The 24,445-nt window shown below is 43.9% G+C and carries 24 protein-coding genes; 10 read left to right on the forward strand and 14 right to left on the reverse strand.

Annotated elements, in window-relative coordinates; translation table 11 throughout:
- The first annotated feature begins 241 nt into the window (after positions 1–241).
- Complete coding sequence (locus ACZ5AE_RS28035) at positions 242–589, forward strand: YojF family protein (RefSeq protein ID WP_464568172.1); 348 nt, start codon at positions 242–244, stop codon at positions 587–589.
- Between the two features lie 35 nt (positions 590–624).
- On the forward strand, positions 625–1,296 hold the full coding sequence (bshB2, locus tag ACZ5AE_RS28040; protein WP_464568174.1) for a bacillithiol biosynthesis deacetylase BshB2: 672 nt from the start codon (positions 625–627) through the stop codon (positions 1,294–1,296).
- Between the two features lie 62 nt (positions 1,297–1,358).
- Here bshB2 and ACZ5AE_RS28045 read toward each other — a convergent pair whose 3' ends face one another.
- Complete coding sequence (locus ACZ5AE_RS28045) at positions 1,359–2,747, reverse strand: amino acid permease (protein ID WP_464568176.1); 1,389 nt, start codon at positions 2,745–2,747, stop codon at positions 1,359–1,361.
- Positions 2,748–3,128: 381 nt separating this feature from the next.
- Positions 3,129–3,872, reverse strand: a complete 744-nt coding sequence (locus ACZ5AE_RS28050) for a Crp/Fnr family transcriptional regulator (RefSeq protein ID WP_464568178.1) — start codon at positions 3,870–3,872, stop codon at positions 3,129–3,131.
- 281 nt (positions 3,873–4,153) lie between these two features.
- Between ACZ5AE_RS28050 and ACZ5AE_RS28055 the strand changes: the two genes are divergently transcribed.
- From ACZ5AE_RS28055 to ACZ5AE_RS28085, 7 genes are all read left to right on the forward strand, one after another.
- Complete coding sequence (locus ACZ5AE_RS28055; RefSeq protein WP_464568180.1) at positions 4,154–4,603, forward strand: cytochrome C; 450 nt, start codon at positions 4,154–4,156, stop codon at positions 4,601–4,603.
- Positions 4,604–4,618: 15 nt separating this feature from the next.
- The gene (nosZ, locus tag ACZ5AE_RS28060; RefSeq protein WP_464568182.1) at positions 4,619–6,490 is read left to right on the forward strand and encodes a Sec-dependent nitrous-oxide reductase; all 1,872 of its coding nucleotides are present in this window, start codon (positions 4,619–4,621) and stop codon (positions 6,488–6,490) included.
- Positions 6,491–6,573: 83 nt separating this feature from the next.
- A complete protein-coding gene (locus ACZ5AE_RS28065) occupies positions 6,574–7,155 on the forward strand; it encodes a hypothetical protein (protein ID WP_464568184.1) in 582 nt (193 codons plus the stop codon).
- Complete coding sequence (gene nosD, locus ACZ5AE_RS28070; protein ID WP_464568186.1) at positions 7,152–8,525, forward strand: nitrous oxide reductase family maturation protein NosD; 1,374 nt, start codon at positions 7,152–7,154, stop codon at positions 8,523–8,525. Before ACZ5AE_RS28065 ends, nosD begins: the two co-directional genes overlap by 4 nt.
- Positions 8,462–9,259, forward strand: coding sequence for an ABC transporter permease (locus tag ACZ5AE_RS28075; RefSeq protein ID WP_464568188.1), 798 nt, complete (start codon positions 8,462–8,464; stop codon positions 9,257–9,259). Before nosD ends, ACZ5AE_RS28075 begins: the two co-directional genes overlap by 64 nt.
- The gene (locus ACZ5AE_RS28080; RefSeq protein ID WP_464568190.1) at positions 9,256–9,933 is read left to right on the forward strand and encodes an ABC transporter ATP-binding protein; all 678 of its coding nucleotides are present in this window, start codon (positions 9,256–9,258) and stop codon (positions 9,931–9,933) included. Before ACZ5AE_RS28075 ends, ACZ5AE_RS28080 begins: the two co-directional genes overlap by 4 nt.
- Positions 9,930–10,847, forward strand: a complete 918-nt coding sequence (locus ACZ5AE_RS28085) for a FixH family protein (RefSeq protein ID WP_464568192.1) — start codon at positions 9,930–9,932, stop codon at positions 10,845–10,847. The genes ACZ5AE_RS28080 and ACZ5AE_RS28085 overlap by 4 nt, the downstream gene beginning before the upstream one ends.
- A 256-nt stretch (positions 10,848–11,103) precedes the next feature.
- Here ACZ5AE_RS28085 and ACZ5AE_RS28090 read toward each other — a convergent pair whose 3' ends face one another.
- The 3 genes from ACZ5AE_RS28090 to ACZ5AE_RS28100 form a co-directional block, all read right to left on the reverse strand.
- A complete protein-coding gene (locus tag ACZ5AE_RS28090; RefSeq protein ID WP_464568194.1) occupies positions 11,104–12,177 on the reverse strand; it encodes a PQQ-dependent sugar dehydrogenase in 1,074 nt (357 codons plus the stop codon).
- A gap of 13 nt (positions 12,178–12,190) precedes the next feature.
- Positions 12,191–13,045 carry a Cof-type HAD-IIB family hydrolase gene (locus tag ACZ5AE_RS28095; protein WP_464568196.1) on the reverse strand — a complete coding sequence of 285 codons (855 nt, stop codon included), beginning with the start codon at positions 13,043–13,045 and terminating at the stop codon, positions 12,191–12,193.
- 68 nt (positions 13,046–13,113) lie between these two features.
- Positions 13,114–13,779 (reverse strand): DNA alkylation repair protein, encoded by a 666-nt coding sequence (locus tag ACZ5AE_RS28100; protein ID WP_464568198.1) that lies wholly within the window; start codon positions 13,777–13,779, stop codon positions 13,114–13,116.
- Positions 13,780–13,809: 30 nt separating this feature from the next.
- Between ACZ5AE_RS28100 and ACZ5AE_RS28105 the strand changes: the two genes are divergently transcribed.
- Positions 13,810–14,055, forward strand: coding sequence for a hypothetical protein (locus tag ACZ5AE_RS28105; protein WP_464573759.1), 246 nt, complete (start codon positions 13,810–13,812; stop codon positions 14,053–14,055).
- Between the two features lie 84 nt (positions 14,056–14,139).
- On the opposite strand, the gene ACZ5AE_RS28110 is transcribed toward ACZ5AE_RS28105, so the two are convergent.
- From ACZ5AE_RS28110 to ACZ5AE_RS28150, 9 genes are all read right to left on the reverse strand, one after another.
- Positions 14,140–15,240: a PRK06851 family protein gene (locus ACZ5AE_RS28110; RefSeq protein WP_464568200.1), complete on the reverse strand. Its 1,101-nt coding sequence runs from the start codon at positions 15,238–15,240 to the stop codon at positions 14,140–14,142.
- 355 nt (positions 15,241–15,595) lie between these two features.
- Positions 15,596–16,072 (reverse strand): Cys-tRNA(Pro) deacylase, encoded by a 477-nt coding sequence (gene ybaK, locus ACZ5AE_RS28115; RefSeq protein WP_464568202.1) that lies wholly within the window; start codon positions 16,070–16,072, stop codon positions 15,596–15,598.
- Positions 16,073–16,344: 272 nt separating this feature from the next.
- Positions 16,345–17,004: a response regulator gene (locus tag ACZ5AE_RS28120; protein ID WP_464568204.1), complete on the reverse strand. Its 660-nt coding sequence runs from the start codon at positions 17,002–17,004 to the stop codon at positions 16,345–16,347.
- The gene (locus ACZ5AE_RS28125; RefSeq protein ID WP_464568206.1) at positions 16,979–18,844 is read right to left on the reverse strand and encodes a GAF domain-containing sensor histidine kinase; all 1,866 of its coding nucleotides are present in this window, start codon (positions 18,842–18,844) and stop codon (positions 16,979–16,981) included. Before ACZ5AE_RS28125 ends, ACZ5AE_RS28120 begins: the two co-directional genes overlap by 26 nt.
- 599 nt (positions 18,845–19,443) lie before the next feature.
- Positions 19,444–20,151 carry an ABC transporter ATP-binding protein gene (locus tag ACZ5AE_RS28130; RefSeq protein ID WP_464568208.1) on the reverse strand — a complete coding sequence of 236 codons (708 nt, stop codon included), beginning with the start codon at positions 20,149–20,151 and terminating at the stop codon, positions 19,444–19,446.
- Between the two features lies 1 nt (position 20,152).
- Positions 20,153–20,932: an ABC transporter ATP-binding protein gene (locus tag ACZ5AE_RS28135; RefSeq protein ID WP_464573752.1), complete on the reverse strand. Its 780-nt coding sequence runs from the start codon at positions 20,930–20,932 to the stop codon at positions 20,153–20,155.
- Positions 20,907–21,881 (reverse strand): branched-chain amino acid ABC transporter permease, encoded by a 975-nt coding sequence (locus ACZ5AE_RS28140; RefSeq protein WP_464568210.1) that lies wholly within the window; start codon positions 21,879–21,881, stop codon positions 20,907–20,909. The genes ACZ5AE_RS28135 and ACZ5AE_RS28140 overlap by 26 nt, the downstream gene beginning before the upstream one ends.
- Positions 21,882–21,896: 15 nt before the next feature.
- Positions 21,897–22,778, reverse strand: coding sequence for a branched-chain amino acid ABC transporter permease (locus ACZ5AE_RS28145; RefSeq protein WP_464568212.1), 882 nt, complete (start codon positions 22,776–22,778; stop codon positions 21,897–21,899).
- A 230-nt stretch (positions 22,779–23,008) separates the two neighbouring features.
- Complete coding sequence (locus ACZ5AE_RS28150; RefSeq protein ID WP_464568214.1) at positions 23,009–24,193, reverse strand: ABC transporter substrate-binding protein; 1,185 nt, start codon at positions 24,191–24,193, stop codon at positions 23,009–23,011.
- Positions 24,194–24,445 lie beyond the last annotated feature (252 nt).

A 24,445-nucleotide genomic window follows, 5' to 3' on the forward strand; every position in this document is an offset into this window, starting at 1 on the left:
AGGCTCCCCGAACCGCCCGCGGAAAGCGAGCCCCTCGGGACAGGCAAAGAGCAGCCTGTCCCTGCGATGATTATTCAAAGGAAGCTTTCCTTAGTGGAGCGGAAATCAACATATATTTTAACCGAGCATTCATTTCGCATTTTTTATCCAATTTTAGTATGATAGTTACATTCTTAAAGAAAAATATCTCGTAGACTAAATCCAATTTTTTATAAGAAATAACGGGAAGGGAGGACTCAGCTTGGAACTAGTGAACACCAAACAAGTACAGGAAGCCATTAATAGCTTCGTAAATAAAGAAGTATATATTCACCTTGAAACCACAAACGGTGCCTACGCCTCACATCGCGATCAATCATTTTTTTCGGCAGGTGCATATATTCGCAATGCCAAAGTCCAATATGAAATAGGGAAAATTACCGGAAAAGGCCCTTACCGGGTGGGCTTAAAAATTAACCTTGGCTGGATTTACGCTGAAGGCATCACTCATTTTGAAATCGATGAATTGGGACGGCTGCTGCTTGCCGGCCATGACAATGATGGGAAACTAGCTGTCGCATTGGAAATCAGCCCGACCCCATTTGAATAGCGGTTCATGCGTCAGTCCTGAAAGGAGAATGTAAAATGGAAAAAGAACGCCATGTCCTAGTTGTCTTTCCGCATCCGGATGATGAGGCATTTGGAGTATCCGGGACAATCGCCACCCATATCAAAAATGGCACCCCTGTTACTTACGCCTGCTTAACCCTTGGGGAGATGGGCCGCAATATGGGCAATCCGCCATTTACCAATCGGGAAAATCTCCCGAAAATCAGAAAAGAGGAACTAAAGGCAGCTGCCCGCGCTTTAGGGATCCAAGATTTACGCATGCTCGGCTATCGCGATAAAACAGTTGAATTTGAGGATGAAGAAAAGCTTGCTGACGTCATGTCCGCCTTGATTGACGAACTGAATCCTTCCTTGATTATCACCTTTTATCCCGGCTATGCAGTGCATCCAGACCATGACGCCACCGGTGCGGCCGTCGTCCGCGCTGTCGAAAGGCTGCCTGAAGCCGCACGGCCAACCTTACACTGCGTTGCGTTCTCGAACGATTGTATTGAAAAACTAGGTGAAGCTGACATCATCAATAATATCAGCCCTGTCGCTGAAATAAAGCTTGCCGCCATCAAGGCCCACCGCTCGCAAACGGAGCAAATGTTTGCCGACGTGTCTGAAAAACTAAAAAACCAAGACCCGCAAATCATGGTCTGGATCAACAACGAACGGTTCTGGACATATAAGTTTGCCAACTAAAGAAAAACAGGGACCATTTATGAAAAATGTCCCTGTTTTTGTTTCTTATTTTAATTGTGGATTTAGCCTACTTTCCTTTCAGCTTCTTGAAGATCCACAGGAACACGCTTATTTATTCCAAAGGCATAATAGCTGATGGCCACAATAGCTAGGAATACAATACCGGCAACTAGTGAGACACGAGTGTCCTCATTGAACCACATACCGACAAGTACCGCAACCAAATAGGCAATCGTTAGATAATTGGTGACAGGTGCAAAAGGCATTTTAAATGGATGGCTGGCCATTTTATCAGCATGAACCTTTCTGAACTTGATTTGGCTGATCAGGATGACAAACCAAGGAACCATCCCAGGAAGAACACTTGCCGCATATACATACACGAACAGCTTTTCTGGTGCAAGATAGCTTAAGATAACGCCAATGCCAAGACCGATTAATACGCCGATTGTTCCGACTAAAGGCACTCCGTTTTTAGAAACCTTCGCAAACGATTTTGGAGCCTGTCCATTGACTCCAAGCGTATACAGCATGCGTCCTGCACTGTAGATTCCGCTGTTACAGCCAGACATCGCTGCCGTGATGACAACAAAGTTAATGATTCCAGCCGCAGCCGTAATCCCGATTTTTGCAAAAGTTGCTACGAACGGGCTTCCAATTGTCGTCAATTTATCCCAAGGATAAACAGTAACGATAACAAAAATGGCACCGATATAGAATACAAGAATACGCCAAATTGTATTTTGAATCGCGTTTCTTAAAGTTTTTTGCGGGTCTTTTGCTTCACCAGCTGTAATACCGATCAGCTCTACGCCCTGATATGCACCAACAACAAGCGCTAAGGCAAAGAGGAAACCTTTCAAGCCGCCAGTAAAGAAGCCGCCATTTTTCCAAAGGTTTGATAAGCCGATTGCTTCTCCTCCGTTTCCAAAGCCGAAGAAAATCAAGCCGAAACCTGCAACAATCATTAATACAATCGTAACTACTTTAATCAAGGCAAACCAAAATTCGAATTCACCAAATGATTTAACAGAAATAAAGTTCGCTGTTCCAAGAATTACCATAGCGATAAGACCTGGAATCCATGCAGGAAGATCCGGATACCAATACTGCATATAGGCGCCGATCGCGATAACTTCAGACATACCGACAACTACCCACTGGAACCAGTTGCTCCAAGCCGTCATATATCCTGCGAGAGGATGGATATACTTATAGCCAAATGTTGCGAATGAACCTGTACTTGGTTCTAAATAGAGCATTTCGCCCATGGCACGCATAATCAAATATAGAAAAATACCGGTAATCCCATAAGCAAGCATGACGGATGGGCCCGTCCAGCCGATTGTGCTGGAAGATCCCATAAACAGACCTACACCAATCGTTCCGCCTAAAGCAATCATTTGAATATGGCGGGAACTTAAACCCCTATTCAATTCCTTGTTTGACACCTTATTTCCCCCTCTGCGCAGTCTAATTTCATTCAAAATGCCTAAACATCCGCCGTCTTGATCTCCACAAATCCCCAATTGTGGTTTTTCCATCCTAAATTCCAATCAAATGGAAGCGTTTTCAAAAACACTCGAAAATAAAGTAATTATATTACAATAATTACTCACGCAATTTTTATCTTACTAATTAAACGCAGAATGTTACACCATTCCATTGAAAGTGAAATAACAAGCTGGTTAAGTTGATCCTTTACCCAACCATCATCTATTTCAGTACTATTTTATAATTATATTAGAATACAGTCAATATTATTTAAAAGAGTCAAACTATTCGCATTAATAAAACAGGGTTTGGCATATTTTTTGCCAAACCCTTTGTTGTTAGTAGTCCTTATGCAAAAGCGTACAAAACTTGCACCAATCAAGAATAATGATTTTCCTTGATTTCAAATCAATCATTTCTTCCCTTTTTAGTTTTGAGAAAACACGACTGATGCTTTCGCGCGATGTGCCAACAACGGTGGCGAATTCCTGTACAGTTAAAGGGATTTCAATCTCCCAGCGTTTAAAGTCCGTGTTAAATTTCCGCCCGAGCCGCTCCAGTGTCTTTACGGTTTTCGCATACACATCAAGCAGGGCCACATCCCTTAACTGACCAGTCATTTCCCTCAAGGCATCACTCATATAGCGGATCATTTGCATAGAAAGCTCAGGATATTGGTAAAGGTCCTGTTCGAGTACCTGCTTATCCAAAAAGAACAATCTGCCATCCTCAAGCATCGTTGCTGTTGCCGGATAACATTCTGTCTTCTGTGTGAATAGACATGCTTCAGCAAATATATCCCCTCTTTGCTTTACACAAACAATCATTTCATTCCCGTTCTCATCCTGCTTGGCGAGCTTTACCGACCCGGTATGAACAAAAAAGACTCCTCTTGCCGGTTCATCCTCTTTAATAATCCGCTCTCCTTTTTTCACCTCTAGCGTTAGGATCCTCTGTTCAATAATGCTCAGTGATTTTGGCGATAAATCCCTAAAAATGACAATCTTGCGGAGCAAGCTCTCTTTTTGTACCTCCTGAATCACAGTTAAATTCGGTTCCACTACTTTTCTGACTCGTTCCAACCTCCCCACCACCTTTACTCGATTTTTTTCCTCTAATTGTAAGTCATTTCCCTAAGTATTGAAGTGACAATGTTCACAAAAAGTTAAATCGCTAAAACGACACGGGAAATTCGTTTTCACAGAACGTTCATTTTTAAAAAAACGCTTTAAATATAAGCTTTTGGAGCCCTTTCACAGAACGTTCAAAAACCCTTCATTCCGTGTGACGAGCGTCACATTTTCACAAAATTTAATGGATTAGGATGAAGCTGTTCAATTGACAAAAAGGAGGGGGAACAAATTTGAAAAAAGCTCTTATCAGTTTTGCCATTAGCTTGGTGCTCGGCTTCGGGCTTGGATACCTAGTATTTGATGTCATCATGGGGAACTCCAGTGACACCGGGAAAGCGCCGGAAACAGCCCAGGCTGCTTCAGAGGAAAAAGCAGCGGATGATTCCAGCAAGCCAAAAGAAACAGCAGCCACTTCCAGCGCAAATGACGATAATATCCTCAATAAAAAGGGATGCCTTGGCTGCCATAGCGTGGAAGCGCTCAACCTAAAAGGCGGTGCAGTCGGACCGGATCTTTCCCAAGCCTTTGTAAACGTTGAGGGCAAGCACGGCAAACCAATTGAGGAATTTCTAAAAGCACCGACATCGGCCGTCATGTCAGGCGTTATCGGCAAAAATCCATTAACTGATGAAGAAGAAAAGCAAGTACTAGACCTGCTCAAGCAGGCATCTGAAAAATAAGGTGGTGCTAACCGAATGAAAAAATGGGTACCAATCGCGTCCGGACTACTAGCCGGATTCGCCGCAGCAACAATCTCATTCGCCGATTTCTCGTCGAACGCAAAGACGACGGAAACGGCATCCTCAAACAACAAGAGCGATGCCGAAAAAGTGTATGTTCCTTTTGGCAAAAAGGATGACTACTATCTATTTGCATCCGGCGGCCACTCCGGCCAAATGTTTATTTACGGCGTGCCTTCAATGCGCCAAATTCGTACCGTTCCGGTCTTCTCACAGGATTCCGCAACCGGTTACGGCTTTGATGAGCACTCCAAGAAAATGATGGGTGATTATACGTGGGGCGACCTGCACCACCCGGCATTCTCTGAAACAAATGGTGACTATGACGGTAAATACATGTTTGCCACCGACGTCGGGAACAGCCGCGCCGCCGTCATGGATTTAAAAACCTTTACTGTAAAAGACATCTTGAACGTTCCTAATACTAGCGGCCCGCACTGTGCGGCGTTCGTTACCGAAAATACGGAATACATGTTCCTGCCAACCCGCTTTGCTGTTCCACTCGGGCAGGCCTATGAATCCCTTGATGACTACAGCACGAAATACCGCGGCGTCATGTCAGCCGTTACCTTTGATGAAAAAAATACAAAGCTAAACATTGCCTATCAGGTAGCCCTGCCGCCTTGGTCCTATGACCTTTCCGATGCTGGTAAAAAGAGCTCCAAAGACTGGGCTGTTATGACCACCTATAATACCGAAGAAGCAACCACTAATCTTGAAATCAACGCATCACAGGCTGACCGCGATTTCATCGTCCTGTTTAACTGGAAAGAGCTTGAGAAAATGGTACAGGAAGGAAAGTACGAGGATGTTGGCGGCCAAAAGATGATTTATCCTGAAAAACAAAAGGGCGGCATTTATCTTGTCCCTGTTGCCAAATCACCGCATGGTGTAGACGTTACGCCAGACGGTAAGTATTTCATCGCTTCCGGCAAGCTGGCTCCTGCGATGACCGTATTCTCTTTTGAAAAAGCATTTAAAGCAATTGAAAACAAAGACTTTGCTGGTGAAAGAAACGGCATTCCTATCATTAACTACAAATCTGTGATGGAACGTGAAGTGAACCCAGAAAACGCACTTGGACCGCTTCATACTCAGTTTGACGACAAAGGTATGGCCTATACAACGATGTTTATTTCTTCGGAAATTGTGAAATGGGATCCGAAGACTGGTAAAACGCTAGACCGCGTACCAGTCCAGTATTCACCAGGACACTCTGTCGCTGCCGAAGGGGACACAGTATCACCTGATGGAAAATATCTTGTTGCTTTAAACAAAATTGCCAAAGACAGCTACTTATCTGTCGGACCTTCTCACCCTGAATCGATGCAGTTAATTGATATCAGCGGCAAAATGAAGGTCATCCAATCATCGCCGGTGAACCCTGAGCCGCACTATGCGCAGATGATTAAGGCCGATAAAATTAAAACCATTGAAGTTTATCCTAAGGATGAAAGCAATAAAGAGGCGACTTATAAAAAGGACGAAGCCAAAATTGTCCGTAACGGCAATAAGGTAGATGTCTATGGCATCGCGATGCGCTCGAAGTTTATTTTTGATTCCAAAGCAAAACGCCCAGACGTCATTGAAGTGAATGAAGGTGACGAGGTGACTATCCACCTGACCAACCTCGACTTCGATGAGGACATCACCCACGGCTTTGCGATTAACAGCTACAACCTGAACATGGAAGTGCAGCCTGGACAGACAAACACGGTTAAGTTCACAGCGAAGAAAGCGGGTACCTACCCGATTTACTGTACAAACTTCTGTTCTGCCCTGCATCAAGAAATGACCGGCTACTTCCTAGTCAAACCAAAGCAATAGCGCTTAAAGTTGGTGGTGGGTATCAATGAATATTGGTACCCATCCCCTTTTACTTAATAATTACTATAAAAGGTGTGGTTAACTTGAATGACAGTAAGAAAGGAAATAGATTATCTCTTATCTCCGCACTGCTGATTGGTATTTCGGGCGTCCTCATCGTGGTGTCGATGTTTTTCCCTTGGTGGAAAATGCTATTTATCGCACCACAATATCCGGAAGGGTTAAATATCATTGTCTATCCAAACAAACTTGAAGGCGAAATTGATATCATTAACGGGCTTAATCACTACATCGGCATGGCTAATTTCAGTGAAGAAAATTTCCCTGAGCTGGGCTACCTAATTTACATTATCAGCGGTTTGGCGGCGCTCACCCTGATAACAGCCCTCCTCCGCAATAAAAAAGTCCTTTATGGACTGATTGGCATCTTTATGATTGGCGGTGCGGCAGGCATTTTGGATCTTTATTCCGCCCTTAAAAGATACGGCTCGAATCTAGACCCCAAGGCGCCGATTCATATGGATCCATTTGTTCCACCCATTATCGGTGAAAACACTGTGGCGAACTTTATTACCCACAGTATCTTGGGAACAGGTGTCTACTTTGTTATTGCAGCGTTTATTTTATTATTAATTCCGTTATGGAAGGACCGAAAAGTAAAATGAAAAAATTAACGCTCCTATCTTTCATCTTTTCTCTCTTGTTGTTTATCAAACCTGAGGAATATATGGCAGCCGAACACGGAAGTCTGCAAGCGAAGATCGACTCCATGAAAGAGGGAGCGGTATTGAAGCTTGAAAATAAAACGTATGAAGGCAATCTCGTCATCACCAAACCGTTGACGATGATTGGCTCAGGACAGACCGTGATCAAAGGAGACAAAACTGGAAACGTGATATCTGTTAAGGCATCAAACGTTCATTTAAAAAATCTTACGGTAACGGGAAGCAGTATGGACCGCAACTCGGCTGAGGAATATGCGGCGATTAAAATTTATACGAACGATAACATCATCGAACACGTCAAGATCCGCAACTCCTTTCACGGCATTTATTTAAGCCAGGCCCACCACAACACAATTGAGTATGCTGACATTAAAGGATTGGGCGAGGGAGAAATTGCCGACCAAGGGAACGGGCTCCATGTTTATTACGCCAATGACAACCTATTGGCACACAACAAAATCGAAGACACCCGCGACGGGATGTTTTTCGACTATGCCAACAATAACAAAAGCTATGACAATACCATCGCCAATACCCGGTACGGTCTACACTATATGTATTCCGATGAAAATATTTTTAAAAGAAATACCTTTACGATGAATCAGGGCGGCGCTGCCATCATGAATTCAAACGGACTAACACTAGAAGACAATCAATTTATCGTCAACTACGGAAACCAATCTTTCGGATTATTACTCTTACAAGCAAATGACAACTCGATTCAAGACAATCTTTTTTATATGAACCAGCGGGGCTTGTACATCGATCAGGCGACCCGCAATGTGATTCGCCATAACCGAATCATCCAAAACCAAATTGGTATTGAACTTTGGGCCAGTTCCAATGATCAGATCTTTACATCAAACCGAATATCCGACAATACCATCCCTGCTGTCACGATCGGCGGCAATGGCGAGGGCAATGCCTGGAGTCAGCATGGCAAAGGCAACGACTGGGGCAGCGCCTTTCCGCTCACCGATTTAAACCAGGACAGCATCGGGGATTTTCCAATAACCTATCACTCCTCCCTCCACCAGCTGCTGGAGGACCAGGAGTTAACGAATTTATTTTTAAAAAGCCCAGCAGTGGGCATCTATGAAAAAATCAATGCCACATTGAACGACGACGAAATCATGTTTAACGATCCGCATCCATTGGTGCATAAAGGCGGCAGCCATTCTTCCATTCTATTTGCTGCCCTCGGGATCATCGCGGTGCTGATATTGATAAAGGGGAGACAAATACTATGCATTATATTTGGAAGGAATGGAAAGAAAATATTAGAGGTAAAGGGCTCTGGCTCGCGCTAAGCATCATTGCACTCATTTCAATCAGTATTTTGGTTCGTTCCGCCTCCCTGACTTTTGAAAAAGGCTTTTATATTCTATTAATCAATCTGTTTGATACGATTATTTACTTTATCCCGATTTTGTGTTTATTTATCGGAGCGTTTTCCGTTTTCCAGGAAAAAGAGCAAAAGACATTGATTATGCTGTTAACGAAAAGGGATAGTTATCCGAGCTTTCTGATGCGAAAAAGCGCCGGGCTTTATGCTGTTGTTCTATTGCCGCTGCTTGCCTGGTTTTTCCTATATTTATTAATGCTGAAGTTTCAATTTGCCCTCGATTTTAAAGGGTATCTCATTTTTACGGTAAGCATTCTCGTAATGGCTGTGATTTTCCTGCAAATGGGGGCAGCCATCGGCAGCTTTAGCCGCTCACGGATGCAAATTATCGGCTATACGATATTTGTCTGGTTTTACTTTTTCTTCTTACACGATTTCATCCTGCTGTCGTTTTTGCCGGATGTCACCTATGAAAATGTGAAATTATTTTCGCTTGTCTACTTTTTAAATCCGCTTCAAGCAGTCCGGATGTTTTTAGAAACAGGCATGGGCGTGTACTCGTTCGGCCATATGTCACGGATGCTGCAGTCGTTTATGTGGACGAAGCCCTCATTCTTTATGCTTGGTAATGGGGTGTTCTGGCTGGCTGTATCATTTGGGGCGGCGGTGCTGTTCAACCGTAAGGAGGGTTATGAATGATTAAAGTGGAAGGTTTATGCCAATCCTTCGGGAAGAAGCAAGTGCTTGACTCAGTCGATCTAAATATCGGCCGGAATGAAATCTGCGCTCTTGTCGGGCGGAATGGCGCCGGGAAATCGACGTTTATTAATAGTTTGCTGGGGCTGCTTCCCGTTAAACGGGGGTCGATTGCCATTAATGGTGTGGCGTTCTCCAAGAAAAATCATGGCTGGAAAAAGGCGATTGCCTATTTGCCGGAAAAATTTATGCTTTATCCAATGCTGACCGGACTGGAGAATTTGACCTTTTTTGCAGAGGCTGTTTCGGGGAAGGCAGATGCAAAGCGGGTGGAGCAGGTTTTGCGGTCTGTCCGGCTTTGGGATGACCGTGGTGAGCCCGTGAAAAAATATTCAAAGGGAATGCTGCAGCGTTTGGGGCTGGCAATTACACTTTATCAGGATTCAAGTATTTTGATACTCGATGAGCCAACGAGCGGGATTGACCCAATGGGCCGCAAGGAAATTTTGGAGGTTTTGAGAGGGTTAAAAAACAAAACCATCCTGCTCTCATCACACCATTTGGATGAAATCCGCCAGGTTTGTACACACGTTGCTTTTTTAGATGAAGGGAAGATTGAAAAATATACGGTAGATGAATTTTTAACAACACAGCAATTAGGAGGTATTGAGGCATGAGAAATCGTTGGAGACATGCAGTGCTGCTGCTAATGATGATGGTCTTCGCCGCTGTCATGACCGCCTGCAGCTCGGGGTCTGATTATAAAATTGACATCACCAAGGAGCTTTATTATCAAAAGGATAAAGCATCGCCGTTTGAAATTAAAGTAACTGAGGCTGGCAAGGCGGTTACAGGGCTTACGGTGACAGCTGACCTGTCGATGGTCACTATGAACCACGGCACGGTGAAGGTGAAGTTTTCTGAAGGGAAAGACGGTACTTACGCTGCAGATGTGAAGGTGCCGATGAACGGCAAGTATGAGGCAGCATTCCTTTTGAAAAAGGATGGCGATAAAACCGAAAAAGTCATTGAGTTCGATGTGGCAAAGCCTGAAGGTGTTGCCAAAATAAATGGACAGTGGATCACGGATCAAGATGTTTCTTTTTACAAATTTATTAATCAACTGCAGCTGGAAATCAATCGCGATGCAGCCCGGAAGAATTATAGCGGCACGCAGCTGGAGGAAGAACTCGCCTATTTAAATTCACAGGAAAAAGTGCTTGATGACCAAAACAAATTGCTAACGCAAATTATCCGACTCCGCTCGATGGCCCTGCTCGCTGAGGAAAAAGGACATAAGGCTGAGGCCGCAGAGGTCGATGCGGCAGTAGCAAAGGTGCGCGGACAATATGCGCAATTTGCCTCAGCGCAAGCTTTAATCCAACAATATGGGGAAGAAAAATTCTGGGCAACTGAAAAGCAGCAGTATAAGTTAATCGTCTTGGCACAGAAAGTCCAAAAGGATCTAGTTGACCAAGCCAAAAAGGAAAACCCAAAAGCGGGGGATCAGGAAATCTACTATCAAGCACAAAAACAATATGAAGACCTGCTTGTCTCGCAAATTAACTCGCTGAAGATTGAAATATTATAAGGCGCCGACACTACGAGTTTTATGAAGGACATTTCATGGTTGAGAGCCATGAAAATGTCCTTCAATCGGTTTATGACGGACATTTCTCGCTCTGGAATCATCCGAAATGGTCTTCATCACGGCTATGAAGGACATTTCTCGCCCTAGATTCATTCAAAATGGTCTTCATCACAGCTATGAAGGACATTTCCAGCCCCGGAATCATCAAAAATGTCCTTCATCCGGAATTTCCACATGGTGCTTGACACTACCCCATTTATTTCAAATCCCTCAACAAAACACGGTACAATTTATCATCCTGTTCGTCCGGCTTACCGCGGCCGTCGGTGTTGTTGCTGACGAAATAAAGGCTTTCTCCATCTGCAAACACATCGCGGATACGGCCCAATCCGGTGATGACCGCCGTGGTGCGGCCGGCCTCGAGGTCGAACTCACGAACTGCATTGCCGCTCAAAGCGGCCGCATAAAGCTTCCCGCCAGAAGCAGCTATCCCTGATGGCGCCCATGTTTCATTACCAGATTGAAAGAGCGGCGTCACCATCCCCGCCTTTTTTTCTGTCCCTTGAATGACCGGCCAGCCATAATTCTCCCCAGGTTTAATAAGATTGATTTCATCGTGCGCAGACTGCCCATGTTCACTCGCATAAAGCGTCTTACCAATCCAGGCCAGCCCCTGCGGATTCCTGTGGCCGTAGCTGTAGACATAAGAATTCGGAAACGGATTGTCCGCCGGTATAGAACCATCCAGGTTCATCCGTAAAATTTTCCCGTTGATGGAAGCCCTGTTCTGCGCCGATTCCGGAACAGTGGCATCTCCCGTAGTAATATAAAGCTTGCCATCTGGGCCTATTTTCAGACGTCCGCCATGATGGTAGGCTGCACTCGGGATATGGTCCAACAGGATCCGCCCCTCAATCCATTCAGCACCGTTCCAAGTTAACACGACGACCCGATTAAACTGGCCCTGTCCCGCTTCGGCGTATGTGTAATAAGCAAACGCCTGTTGGTTCTTAGTAAACTGCGGATCCAATACAAAGCCAAGCAGCCCTGCTTCAGCCGCCTCAGCCAGCGGTTTCCGTAAAACCACCAGCTGCCGTTCCATTTTGCCGTTTTCAATTTTCGCAATGCTTCCTGTTCGCTCACTGATGTAGAAAGTTCCATTCGCTTTATCAATTGACCATGGGACAGACAAATTCTCAGCGACAACCTCCACAACAGGCAGACGGACAATGGCTTCATCGCCCGCTTGTTCCTCCTCTTTTTTTTCAAAAAAGGAACATCCTGAAAGCAGCAAAATCAAAACTAACACGAAGGACCTAGCTTTGTACATCTGGAACCTCCTTTTATAAAACTTCCAATATCGCCTTTCCTACACCGCTATTTTCATTTGTATCGGTAATCATATCGCACAGCGATTTAATGTGCGGGCTGGCATTGCCCATCGCGACCGCGCGGCCGGCCTTTTCAAACATTGACACATCATTAAAATTATCACCAATCGCCATTGTTTCCGACAAATCAATCCCTTTTGCCTCGACAAAAGCCTCAAGGGCAATCCCTTTTTGCGCATCTTTATGGGTAATTTCAATATTTTCAATTCCCGATTTCGTGACCTCAAGCTCGCTAAACTCTTTTATGGCGCTGGCTGCTTCGCCAAGTTTATCTAAATCAAAAGAGAATACTAAGAACTTATATATCTCATACTCATCACTTGCAAACAGAATTTCATAATTTTCGATTGGATGAATCAATCCATCTCTTATTCTTCCTTCTGCCGCGTGAACGACATAGTCTCGGTCTGCTTCAGGGTTCGCACTCATAACGATATCCACGAGAATCGAAACAGCCTTGTTGGTATCGACGGAAAAAGCTCCCTTATTCGTATATACCTCGAAATAGATATCCTTTTCGTACAGGACTGTTGCCGCATCCTTGGCCATTTGTTTGGCAATCGGTGCAGCAGAAATAATCTCACCATCGATTGAGCGGATCTCTGCCCCGTTCACACAAATGACTGGACATTTCAACCCGGCCGCATTCAACACATAAGTGGCTTCCTGATAGGATCTGCCGGTGGCAACCACCACCTCAACCCCTGCTTCCTGTGCCTTTAAAATGGCCTGTTTATTTTCCTCGGTAATAACCTGCATAGAATTCAATAATGTGCCATCCATATCTGTCGCAATACATTTTATCATGATGTTCTCCTTAATACTTTCATTATCGCCATTCTACCATGAACAACTGGTATTTTCTCCTAATAGGCTCAGTTTAAATACTTACTGCCTTCCTTTACGCTAAGCGGTGCTAATTGGGAGTCACCAATAAATTGCCTTACCGATTCCGGATTTGTCTTCGAGTATTCCCGTAACGCCCAGCCAATTGCTTTTTGAATAAAAAATTCCTTACTTGAGGCGTTCTCACGTATGTATTGATAAAGCAGCTCCTTATCCGTTTTCTCTTTATATTTTAATTGAAAAAGAATCGCTGCTCTTCTTAGCCAGAGGTACTCATGGACTGCCCAGCCGTTAATTGTTTCTTCAACCACCTCTGGAAAGACCTGTGCAATTGTTCCAACTGGCTTTGGGGCAATCGCATCGACCGTATCCCACCACGATTTTGTCATGATCAGGCGCTCCATAAATGGCAAATCCGTCTTGTCCAATTTATTTAGCGACTTTTCCATATAAACAAGCGCAGTATACTGATATTCCCGTTCTTCCTTTTCCCACAATCCCCAAACAAACTCTTGATTGAATGGTTCCTTTAAAATACCGGTTTCTTTAAAAAATTGCTTTTCCAGTTCTGAACGTAATGGTTTCTTAATGCCTAGGAAAGGGAAATGCCCCTTCATATATTTTTCCATCGGCCCTGAATTTTCTTCATTTATGTTCTTCTCAAAAAGCTCAGTTAAGAGTGCGATTTCTTTCAATAAACGTCATCCTTTCTTTTCACCTTATTTTTGGCGAAGAAACTCGTGTATAAACTAGCAGGCAGTGACAAACTAACATGTGCAGAAGGAGGGATGATGATGACGAAGAAATTTAATAAAGGCAGCAGCAACCAAAATTCAGCGCGTGCTGGTCACGCTGAAGCTGAATTCGCCGCCGAATTCGTAAGCGGCGATAACAGCAAAGGAAACAAGCGTAACAAAGACCAGAAAAGCAAAACAAAACAAAACCACACCCATAACGGAAATAGGGCCTGACCCCCGTCGTTAATGCATTAACACAGCGGGGGCCTGGCCCCGCCGCCTTAACTCTTATTAAGGTAAGGGATCAGGCCCTCGGTTTTAAGCGTTTACCCCTGCTAATGCATTAATTTCAGCAGCAATTTTAGTTTGGATTTTTTCGACCACTGTGAAGTCCATTGCGGAAATATAAATAGCTTCAAGCTCGTCGTGGAGCTCTTTCGCTTTGGCAAGCCAGCTAGTGGCCTCTGTCATTTTGGCTCTATACTTGGTGGATATTTTGCTGATAAAATCGGCAAAGATTTCATCCGTTCCCTGCTCGATTAAAATTTCATACATATCAATGATTTCATCACCGTCGCGGCTAGGGAAGTACTCGTGCGGTGCAGTACTATCAAAAATGGCAATCCCCAGCTCCCTAAAAATACACATATCGAGGCTATGAGGGTCAAATCCGCAATGATAGATTTCTACATCGACGCCGCGCTCCTCTGCTGCTGCAGCCAGCTTTTTCAGCATCGTGGACTTGCCGGAGCCTGGGCGCCCCTTTATAAAATAGCGTTTTTGAATGTCCTCCGTTAAATTAGGGACAAAATCAACCGCACCTTTTGGTGTGGCGGCCCCAAGAAAACGGTGGCGAACATCGGCTTGTTTGCTTAACCTCATTTTTCCAAAGAAAGTTTCAATCAGCTTTTTGGTCAATTGGTCCGCTTTTTGGAAGTTCATGCTGTTTATATAGATTTTTTCCCAATCATCATGAATCTCAAGTGCTTCCTTAAAAGTAGCGTAGGCTGTCTCAAAGGCCTCACTAATTTGATTGGTCAGCTTTTTGATTGTGTTTTTTTGCGCACTTAGCGCCTTAGCATCCCACGCCTCACCTAGATTAATATATTCTTCCACCGCACCCGGCGCTTTTGGCTCAATGACATGGGGAGCAGTTCCGTCAACAATCCCTACCTTTAAAGCGGGAATTATTACGCCGTCTATGGAATTATTATCAGATGAACAGTGGAGCAGCTCGATATCATAGCCTTTTTCCACCCATTCCTGGCCGATTTTTTTCATGAGCGACGATTTGCCCGTTCCAGGCCCGCCTTTTAAAATAAATAAACGGTCAAGTCCCTGCAGGTTGGAATCGTACAAATTATGAAATCCCCTGGCTGTGTTACCGCCGGCAAAATAATTTTTAATTTTCCCTGCCATTCATTAACACTCCCTTTTAAAAAATCAACATTGCCATTAGGCAAATTCAATCACAAAGATTAAGATCACCATATCTTATGCTTTTGTTGTTTATAGGTGAATGCCTATGGAAAAAACTGATTTTTTTAATATGGGGTGTTGATTTCCGCTCCACTAAGGAAAGCTCCTTTGAATAATCATCGCAGGGTCAGGCTGCCCTTTGCCTGTCCCGAGGGGCTCACTTTCCGCGAGCGGTACGGGGAGCCTCGTCGCTAAAGCTCCTGCGGGGTCTCCCCTGCCCCGTACTCCCGCAGGAGTCTCGCCCCTTCCGCTCCAATCAACAATGTTACAAAAAGGAATGTTTAAAAAGGGAAGATTACTTTATAACATCAGCCAACTCGGCACTGGTGATTTCTTTTAATTGGTTGGGCGTGAGTACGATTTGCTTGCCGATTTTTCCGGCACTAACAATGATTGTGTCAATTTCTGAGCAGCTTTGGTCGATAAAAGTTCTGTAATGCTTTTTCATACCGACAGGCGAGCAGCCTCCGCGTATATAGCCGGTCCATTTTTGAATATCCTTGACCGGAATCATTTCGACGTTTTTCTCCCCGGCCGCCTTAGCCGCCTTTTTCAGGTTTAATTCCTCAGCAACAGGAATAACGAACACATAAAGGTTTTTGCTTGCCCCTTGCGTGACGAGTGTCTTATAGACCTCTTTCAGATTCCTGCCAATTTTCTCAGCAACCGACACCCCATCAATTTTTCCATCCTTATTTTCGTATGTAAGCACCTCATAATGTATCTTTTGCGCGTCCAAAATGCGCATTGCATTGGTTTTGGCCTGTGCCATCCTAATCATCCTTCTGATTTTTCTTTTATTTTAGCAAAAAAAGATGGAAATTTTAAAAAAACAAGATTCGTTCTCCAGTTTTCTGGAAATACTTACACTTTTGCTCGAATTACTTTCCTTTTTTATTAAAATTCTTACATATATTTCGAATTTACTATCCACACCTTATAAAATACTTTCCAAAAATACCACTTTACTTTCCAACCGGATTTTTCGAAAAAAAGAGAACAAAGCCACCCCGGCTTGGTTCTCAGAAAAAATAAATTATACCACTACGTCAACGGCACCAGCTGATTCTGTACAGCATAAATGACGACCTGGGAGCGGCTTTTGACGCCGAGTTTTTTGAAAATGTTGGACACATGGATTTTAACCGTTTTGTCGCTGATGAACAAGGTTTGGGCGATCTCCTTGTTATTCATGCCCTTAACCAAGCAGAGAAGCACTTCCTTCTCCCGCTCTGTCAGTGTCGAATCCGCAGGCTTTTGTTCCTCAGCTGGCTCCGGTTTAGACGAAGGCTGGGAAAAACCCAAAAACTTCTTCGTCATCGATTGATGGATGACCGACTGCCCGTTTGCCACTGCGCGAATCGCATCAACCACATGCTGTGAAGGGGCATCCTTCAAAAGGTAACCGTCTGCCCCTTCGCGAATCGCCGACATAAAATACTCATCATGGTCAAACATCGTAAGCATTAGAACTTTAATAGACGGGTACATTTTTTTTATTATACTCGTTGCTTGAATGCCGTTTTTCTCAGGAATGTTAATATCCATCAAAATCACATCCGGCAGGGCATCCTTTACTTTTTCGATTGCTTCATCGCCATTAATCGCCTCGGCTACTACCTCAATATCAGTTTCCATCTCCAAAATATTCTTTAATCCATCCCGCAACACGGCATGATCATCGACCAGCATAAGCTTGATCACGCAAATCACTCCCTTCAATCCCCATTTTTGGCACCGTTAAGGTTATCTCTGTTCCAGCACCTTCTCGGCTGTCTACCTGCAGCGAAGCCTGAATTTTATCAGCCGATTCATTCATATGTAATATTCCAAAATGCGGGTGCTCCCGGGCCTTGATCATGGCCTGGAAAAGCGAAAACCCCTTGCCATTATCCTTCACCTTCAAAAGCACATTTTCTTTTTGATAGCTTAACATAATGTCAATTTTTGAGGCTTCTGCATGTTTTACGACATTCTGCACACTTTCCTGACAAATATCGAAAATTATTTTTTCAACCATCGAGCTCAGGTGGAATTCCTGACCTCTTGTCTCCAAATGAATATCCAGCTTATGTTCCCGCTTGACTGCATCAATTTTTGCGGTAATGGCCAACAATAAGCCTACCCTCTCCGTTGGATATGGCCTTAGGGCATATATCGATTCCCGCACCTCTTTCAGGCTCCTCCTCAGTTTCTCGGTACTTTCGCCCATTAACCGAAGAGAATCCTCCGGCATTTTCGCAAATTTCCGCTGCGCCGTTTCAAGATTCATAATTGCACCGGCGAGTGACTGGGCAACCCCATCATGAATATCACGGGCGATCCGGTTCCGTTCTTCCAAAATCAACCGTTTCTCCTGCTCGGCAAACAGCCATCTTGTTTTAATCAGAACCGCTAGCTGATTGGCAAGGGTAGCCGCAGAGCGCATGTCTTCCTCGCTAAAACTGTGGGCCCGGCTTCTGCCAAACACAAACATTCCCACCAACTCATTTTCCAGAATACACGGGGCATACAGCAATGATCCTATTTCCTCTGTAAAAAAGATTCCGGCCGGACTAGGATCTCTTTTGGCATTATGATAAACGGTCAAATTTTTCATTTTATCAAGAGCGGCCGCCGTTTCCGCTGACATCGTAAAATCCCCCTTAACAGGGCCTGTGGCAAAACGGAACAACCATCCTTCCGGCGGACGTTTCCATAAAATCCATGCATCAACATCGATAAATTCTTGAAGATTATTTTTTAAGAAAGTTAACCAATCAGACCTGGCAATTTTTTTATTCAGTTCTGATGAAATGCTGAACAGTGCCTTCAGCTTTGCCTTTTCCTTTTTTAAATTGGCAATAATTGAGCTAAGCAGCGCAACACAGACTAACGGGATAAAAAAGAAGAAAAAAGAAAAGAAATCAATCGTTCCCCGCTTTTGATTTCCCAAAACATGCAACAAAACAAGATAACCATAGGAAATAAGAAAACTATAAACCTCAAAAAGGGCTTTCATCCTCCAGATTTTCAGATTATAGGTTTGTGGCCTGATAGCTAAAACAAGATCTACAATAAGAATATTCATGAAATAAAAAGGGATGATAAGCAAATTAAAATGGATAATCCCGTGCAGCACCCTTGACTGCCCTTCGATTGGCATCTGCGGATACAGCCACTGGCAAAGTAGATAGGCAATAAAAAAGCTAATGACCTGCATGGCCGGATTAAAGAAAATAATTCGGAGCGGACGCCTATTCATTATGTTGACTGCTGCAACAATAATTCCATAAAAAACAATTGTATAGGCTAATCCATCCATGAGATATATGGCATAGACCAATGGAAAAGAGATGGTAATATGCCCTTTCCAGACAGGAACAGGAAACAGCTCCACAATAAAGAGGAACAACACCAACAGCGCCAAAATCATTGGCTCGTGTGGTACCGTTAAATTAAACAAACCAAATTGAAAATAAATAAACACTCCAATGCCAGTGATAAATAGTAGGAATTGCCTTGATAGCTGCTCTTTTCTTTGCAAAATGCCGATATCGCCCAAAGCTTCTCCTCCAAATCTGTGATGGTTTACATAATTTTCTGTTTATTCCAGTTTAATGTATTTATAGATTGAAAACAATATGAATGCCTGTTCAGCCAGCTGAACGTCCGTAAAAAATAAGGACCCAACCCGGTCTAATGAATCACACTGACCGGACTAGATCCTCGGCAAACCGGATTGGTTTGATATTCACTATTATGTCATAAACTGCAATGCGTTTTCTATTTGGCTAAAGGATTAATCTTGTCTACTACCTTTGTATTAAATTTGTCCGGCACAAAACCAACCAAAATTTGTCACCTGTATACCACTCTAGCGAACGACTATTATAGTAAACTAAATTAAACAGCGATAATAGTAAAAAGAAATTGAGGAACTAAACTATTACAGCATTTGCGGCAAGAACGTGTTAAAGCGGGAAGTCCAAAAGAATTTTGCTAATTTCTTCACGCTTGGAACGTTAGTGGGGTTCGAGCAATTGTATGTCGAATACAAAAGCAAAATCAAGCATTCTTTACAGCCTAAACATCGTTTTCAATTAAAGCCCGATTCCGACCAGCAAAAAATTTAAAGGTACCGGAGTCTCTCCGATACCTTTTTTAATGGCCCCCGAGGTAGGCTTTACGAATTTGGTCACTTGCACTCAATTCTTCAGCAGAACCGGAAGCGACAATTTTTCCAGTCTCAATAACGTAGGCGCGATCAGCAATCGATAACGCCATATTCGCATTCTGTTCAACCAGCAGGATCGTTGTTCCCGTCTTATTGATTTCCTCAATAATCTGGAAGATTGTTTTAACCAGCAGCGGCGCAAGACCCATAGAAGGCTCGTCTAATAAAAGCAGCCTGGGTCGCGCCATCAGCGCTCGGCCCATCGCCAGCATCTGCTGCTCACCGCCTGAAAGCGTACCAGACAGCTGCTTTTTGCGCTCTAACAGGCGCGGGAAGAGCTGATAGATTTTTTCGAAATCTTCCTGGATGCCCTTCTTATCCGTGCGCAAATAGGCGCCCAGCTCCAGATTTTCCTCAACGGACATATTAGCAAACACACGGCGGCCTTCCGGAACCTGCGAAATCCCTCGCTTTACGATCGATTGCGGCACCTTGCCGGCAACATGCTCGCCTTCAAACACAATCTCGCCAGTCTTCGGTTTCAAAAGCCCGGAAAGGGTCTTTAACAGCGTACTTTTACCGGCACCGTTCGCACCAATCAGCGTCACAACTTCACCCTCGTTGATGTCGAGAGATACTCCTTTTAATGCATGGATATTTCCGTAATAGACATTGATATCATTTACTTTTAGCATACTAAGAGACCTCCTCGCCAAGGTACGCTTCGATGACTTTTGGATTGTTGCGGATTTCCTCCGGAGTACCATCGGCAATTAGCTGGCCATGGTCCAATACATAGATTCTTTCACAAACACCCATGACAAGATTCATATCATGCTCAATTAAAAGAATGGTTAACGAAAATTTTTCGCGAATTAACGCAATCAAATTCATCAGTTCATCTGTTTCCTGTGGATTCATCCCTGCTGCCGGCTCGTCCAAAAGCAATAGCTTAGGATTTGCTGCTAATGCCCGGGCAATCTCCAAGCGGCGCTGCTGTCCATATGGCAGGTTCTTCGCCATTTCGTGCATCACGTTATCCAGCTTAAAGATTTTTAAAAACTCAATTGCCTTTTCTTCCATTTCTCTCTCCCCGGAAAAATGGGAAGGAAGGCGGAAGATCGAACTGAGAATTGAATGCTTGGCAAGTGAATGATACGCAACCTTAACATTATCGAGTACCGATAATTCCCCAAACAAGCGGATGTTTTGAAATGTCCGGCTGATCCCCTTTTTGGTAATCTTATATGGGGCGTGCCCGTTTAATTTTTCACCGGCCAAAGAAATCGTCCCCTCGGTTGGAACATAAACACCAGTTAACAGGTTGAAGAAGGTCGTCTTGCCAGCACCATTTGGGCCGATCAATCCGACGAGTTCTCCCTGCATAAGCTCCAGGTTGACTTCGGATACAGCCTTTAAACCGCCAAATCGGATTCCTGCGTTTTCTACTTTAAGCAACTGTGTTTTTGTTCGCATCATGAGACCCTCCTTGCGCGGATTTCCCCAACTTGAAGAAAGACGTAATTTCCTTTGTGCCCATCAATCCTTGCGGACGGAACAGCATCATCGCAATTAGTACAAGGCTGTAGATGACCATCCGGACTTCCGGATAATTGGCTAGGAACGTTGAAATGATTGTTAATAAAATCGCCGCCAGTACAGCACCAGACATACTTCCTAATCCGCCAAGTACGACGAAAATTAAAATATCAAAGGACTTCAAAAAGCCAAAGTTGGTCGGTTGGATAATGTAAAAGTTATGGGCATGCAGGGCACCTGCGACACCGGCAAAAAAGGCACCGATAATAAACGCCATTACTTTGTAATAGGTCGTATTTATACCCATCGCATCGGCAGCGATTTCATTTTCGCGAATCGAAATGCAGGCTCGTCCGTGGGTGGAATTCGTAAAGTTAACGATGACGATAATTGTGATTAGCACACAGGCAATCAGCCATGGCCAAGTAATCAGGTGGGAAACCGTCATCCCGGAAGCACCGCCGACATAATCAATGTTCAAAAACACAATTCGCATGATTTCGGCAAAGCCCAACGTAGCAATAGCAAGATAGTCGCCTCGTAATCTCAGGGTAGGAACCCCGATGACTAACCCTGCAACAGCAGCCGCAGCACCGGCAGCAAGGATCGCCACAGGGAAGGGAAGGGCTAATTTCATCGTGATGATTGCCGATACATACGCCCCAACGGCAAGAAATCCAGAATGGCCAATCGAAAACTGCCCAGTAATCCCAATAATCAGATGAAGCGAAGCGGCAAGAATGATATTAATGCCGATGGAAAACAAAGCATTTACATAAAAGGGGTTTAATGTCCCGCCATTAATCAAGAACTGCACAACGACTGCAAAAATGATTGCTAATATAATAGAACCCCAAAAACCTTTTGCGTTATTTAACTTATTCATTTCACCAAGCACCCCCTAGACCTTTTCCCTGACATTTTTGCCAAAAAGACCAGCAGGGCGGAAAATTAGGATTAGAATTAAGACAACAAAGGCTACGGCGTCGCGGAATAGAGAACCTCCGGCGGCGCTGACAAGAGCTTCAATGACACCCAATAATAATCCCCCGGCCATTGCTCCAGGGATAATGCCAATTCCTCCTAGAACAGCGGCAACGAAAGCCTTAAGGCCCGGAATGATTCCCATTAATGGCTCAATTTTTGTATAGTACATTCCAAATACCACTCCAGCTGCTCCGGCAAGAGCAGAACCGATTGCAAAGGTGGCAGAGATGGTGTTATTAACGTTAATTCCCATCAATTTGGCTGCATCCTGGTCGTGGGAAACGGCGCGCATCGCCTTACCAATCTTAGTTTTATGAACAATAAATTGAAGAACAATCATTAAACATAGGGAAACAGCCAAAATTAGAATGGACTGACCGCTAATTTTTACTCCGAAGACCTCCAGACTTTTTAATGGAACGATATTGGATGGATAGGCCTCAGGCTGGGCGCCGCGGATATAAATGGTGCCGTATTCAATTAAAAGCGAGACCCCGATAGCGGTAATCAATGCCGCAATCCTGGTAGCGTTTCGAAGCGGCTTGTAGGCAATCCGCTCAATCAATACGCCGAAAATTGCGCAGGCTACCATTGAAATCAATAATGCCGGGAAAAATCCTAAGTGGAGAACTGTAATCGAATAAAAACCGATAAATGCGCCGACCATGAAGACATCCCCATGGGCGAAGTTAATTAACTTGACGATGCCATAAACCATTGTGTACCCAAGGGCAATCAATGCGTAAATACTTCCCAATGAAATGCCGTTGACTAGCTGCTGTATTAGTTGTTCCATGTCGCAACTCCTTCCAGTGGGAATAGGAAATTTTTCCTAATCCTTATAAATTGGAATAGGGAACATCAACATGCTCCCTATTCATTTTGATCATTATAAAATTTGTCCAGCTCCAGCGCCTAGGGGCTCGCAGGTCTACAGCCAATCCGTCCTGAAGGTTAAAAAGCAGCAACCTTCATGCCGGCCCTTCTAGGCTCGTGCCCCTGGTCAAGGCACTTCTGCTTTTCCAACTACGGATTGACCTTTGTCTTAAATGTCTGCTCGCCGTCCTTGTACTCTAAGATAACAGCTGATTTGATTGGGTTGTGGTCTTTATCAAGCTTCATTTGGCCTGTTACTAGATCAAGACCATCTGTCTCTGCAAGAGCCTTTTGAATTTTCTTAGAATCTCCGCCGCCAGCACGTTTGATAGCATCAGCAAGGAAATAAGCAGAATCATAACCTAAAGCATTAAACGCATCTGGAGACTTGTCCTTGTATTTTGCTTTAAAGGCTTTTACAAACTCTTGAACCTTTTGGTCAGAATCGCCAGAAGAATAGTGGTTTGTAATAAATGTGTTATTCAAAGCATCCTTGCCGGCAAGTTCTACTAGTTTAGGAGAATCCCAGCCGTCAGCACCCATCATTGGCGCGTTAAGACCTAATTCACGAGCCTGCTTCACAATTAAGCCAACTTCTTCATAATAGCCAGGGATGAAAACGAATTCTGGGTTTTTCCCTTTAATATTTGTTAATTGGGCATGGAAGTCTGTATCCTTTGCCACATATGCTTCTTGAGTGACAACCTTGCCGCCTTCCTTTTCAAACTTTTCTTTAAAAGAAGCCGCTAAGCCTTTTGAATAATCACTGGAGCTGTCAATGAATACAGCAGCTGTTTTTACTTTTAATTCTTTAGCCGCAAAGTTCGCTGCGACAGTACCCTGGAATGGGTCAATGAAGCATGTACGGAAAACAAAATCATTTAATTTTCCGTCTTTTACCGTTACGTCAGCAGCCGTACCAGTCGGCGTGATGAGTGGTACATTGTTGCTTTGCGCAATTTCAATCTGCGCTTTTGTATTTCCGCTTGTTGCTGCCCCGATAATTGCTGAAACCTTGTCTTGGCTGATCAGCTTTGTCGCACCATTAATCGCTTCAGGTGCTTCAGACTTATTATCAACGACAACCAGCTTCAATTTCTTGCCGTCAATTCCCTCTTTATTGATTTCCTCTAGCGCCAGGTCAATACCTTCCTTAATAGACTGGCCATAGGATGCTACCCCGCCGGAAAGCTCAAGGTTGGCACCGATTTTGATTTCGCCGCCCTTTTCATCCCCGCCGCCTGAACTAGTGGATGTGGATGATCCACAGCCGGCCATTACGCCTGCTGCAAGCATAAATGAAGCAAACACGCCTGCTAATTTTCTTTTTCTCATGACAATACCCCCCATTTTTTAAAAAGTTCCCCAATCCATTGTGCAATTCTTTCCAAAACATATAATATTCTGAAAACATTGTACATAATAATTAGGGGTTCGTCTAGTACCTATATCCACTATTTCAAAATAATTTCGAAAATAACAACAAAAGTTGATTTCTAGGCGTTTTTACGCGTTATTCCACTAAAGCATAACAGTATTTGTTTTTACTTTAAAAAGCAAACTATTTATAAATTATTTTGTCTAAAT

This window comes from Neobacillus sp. S1227, from assembly GCF_055385255.1.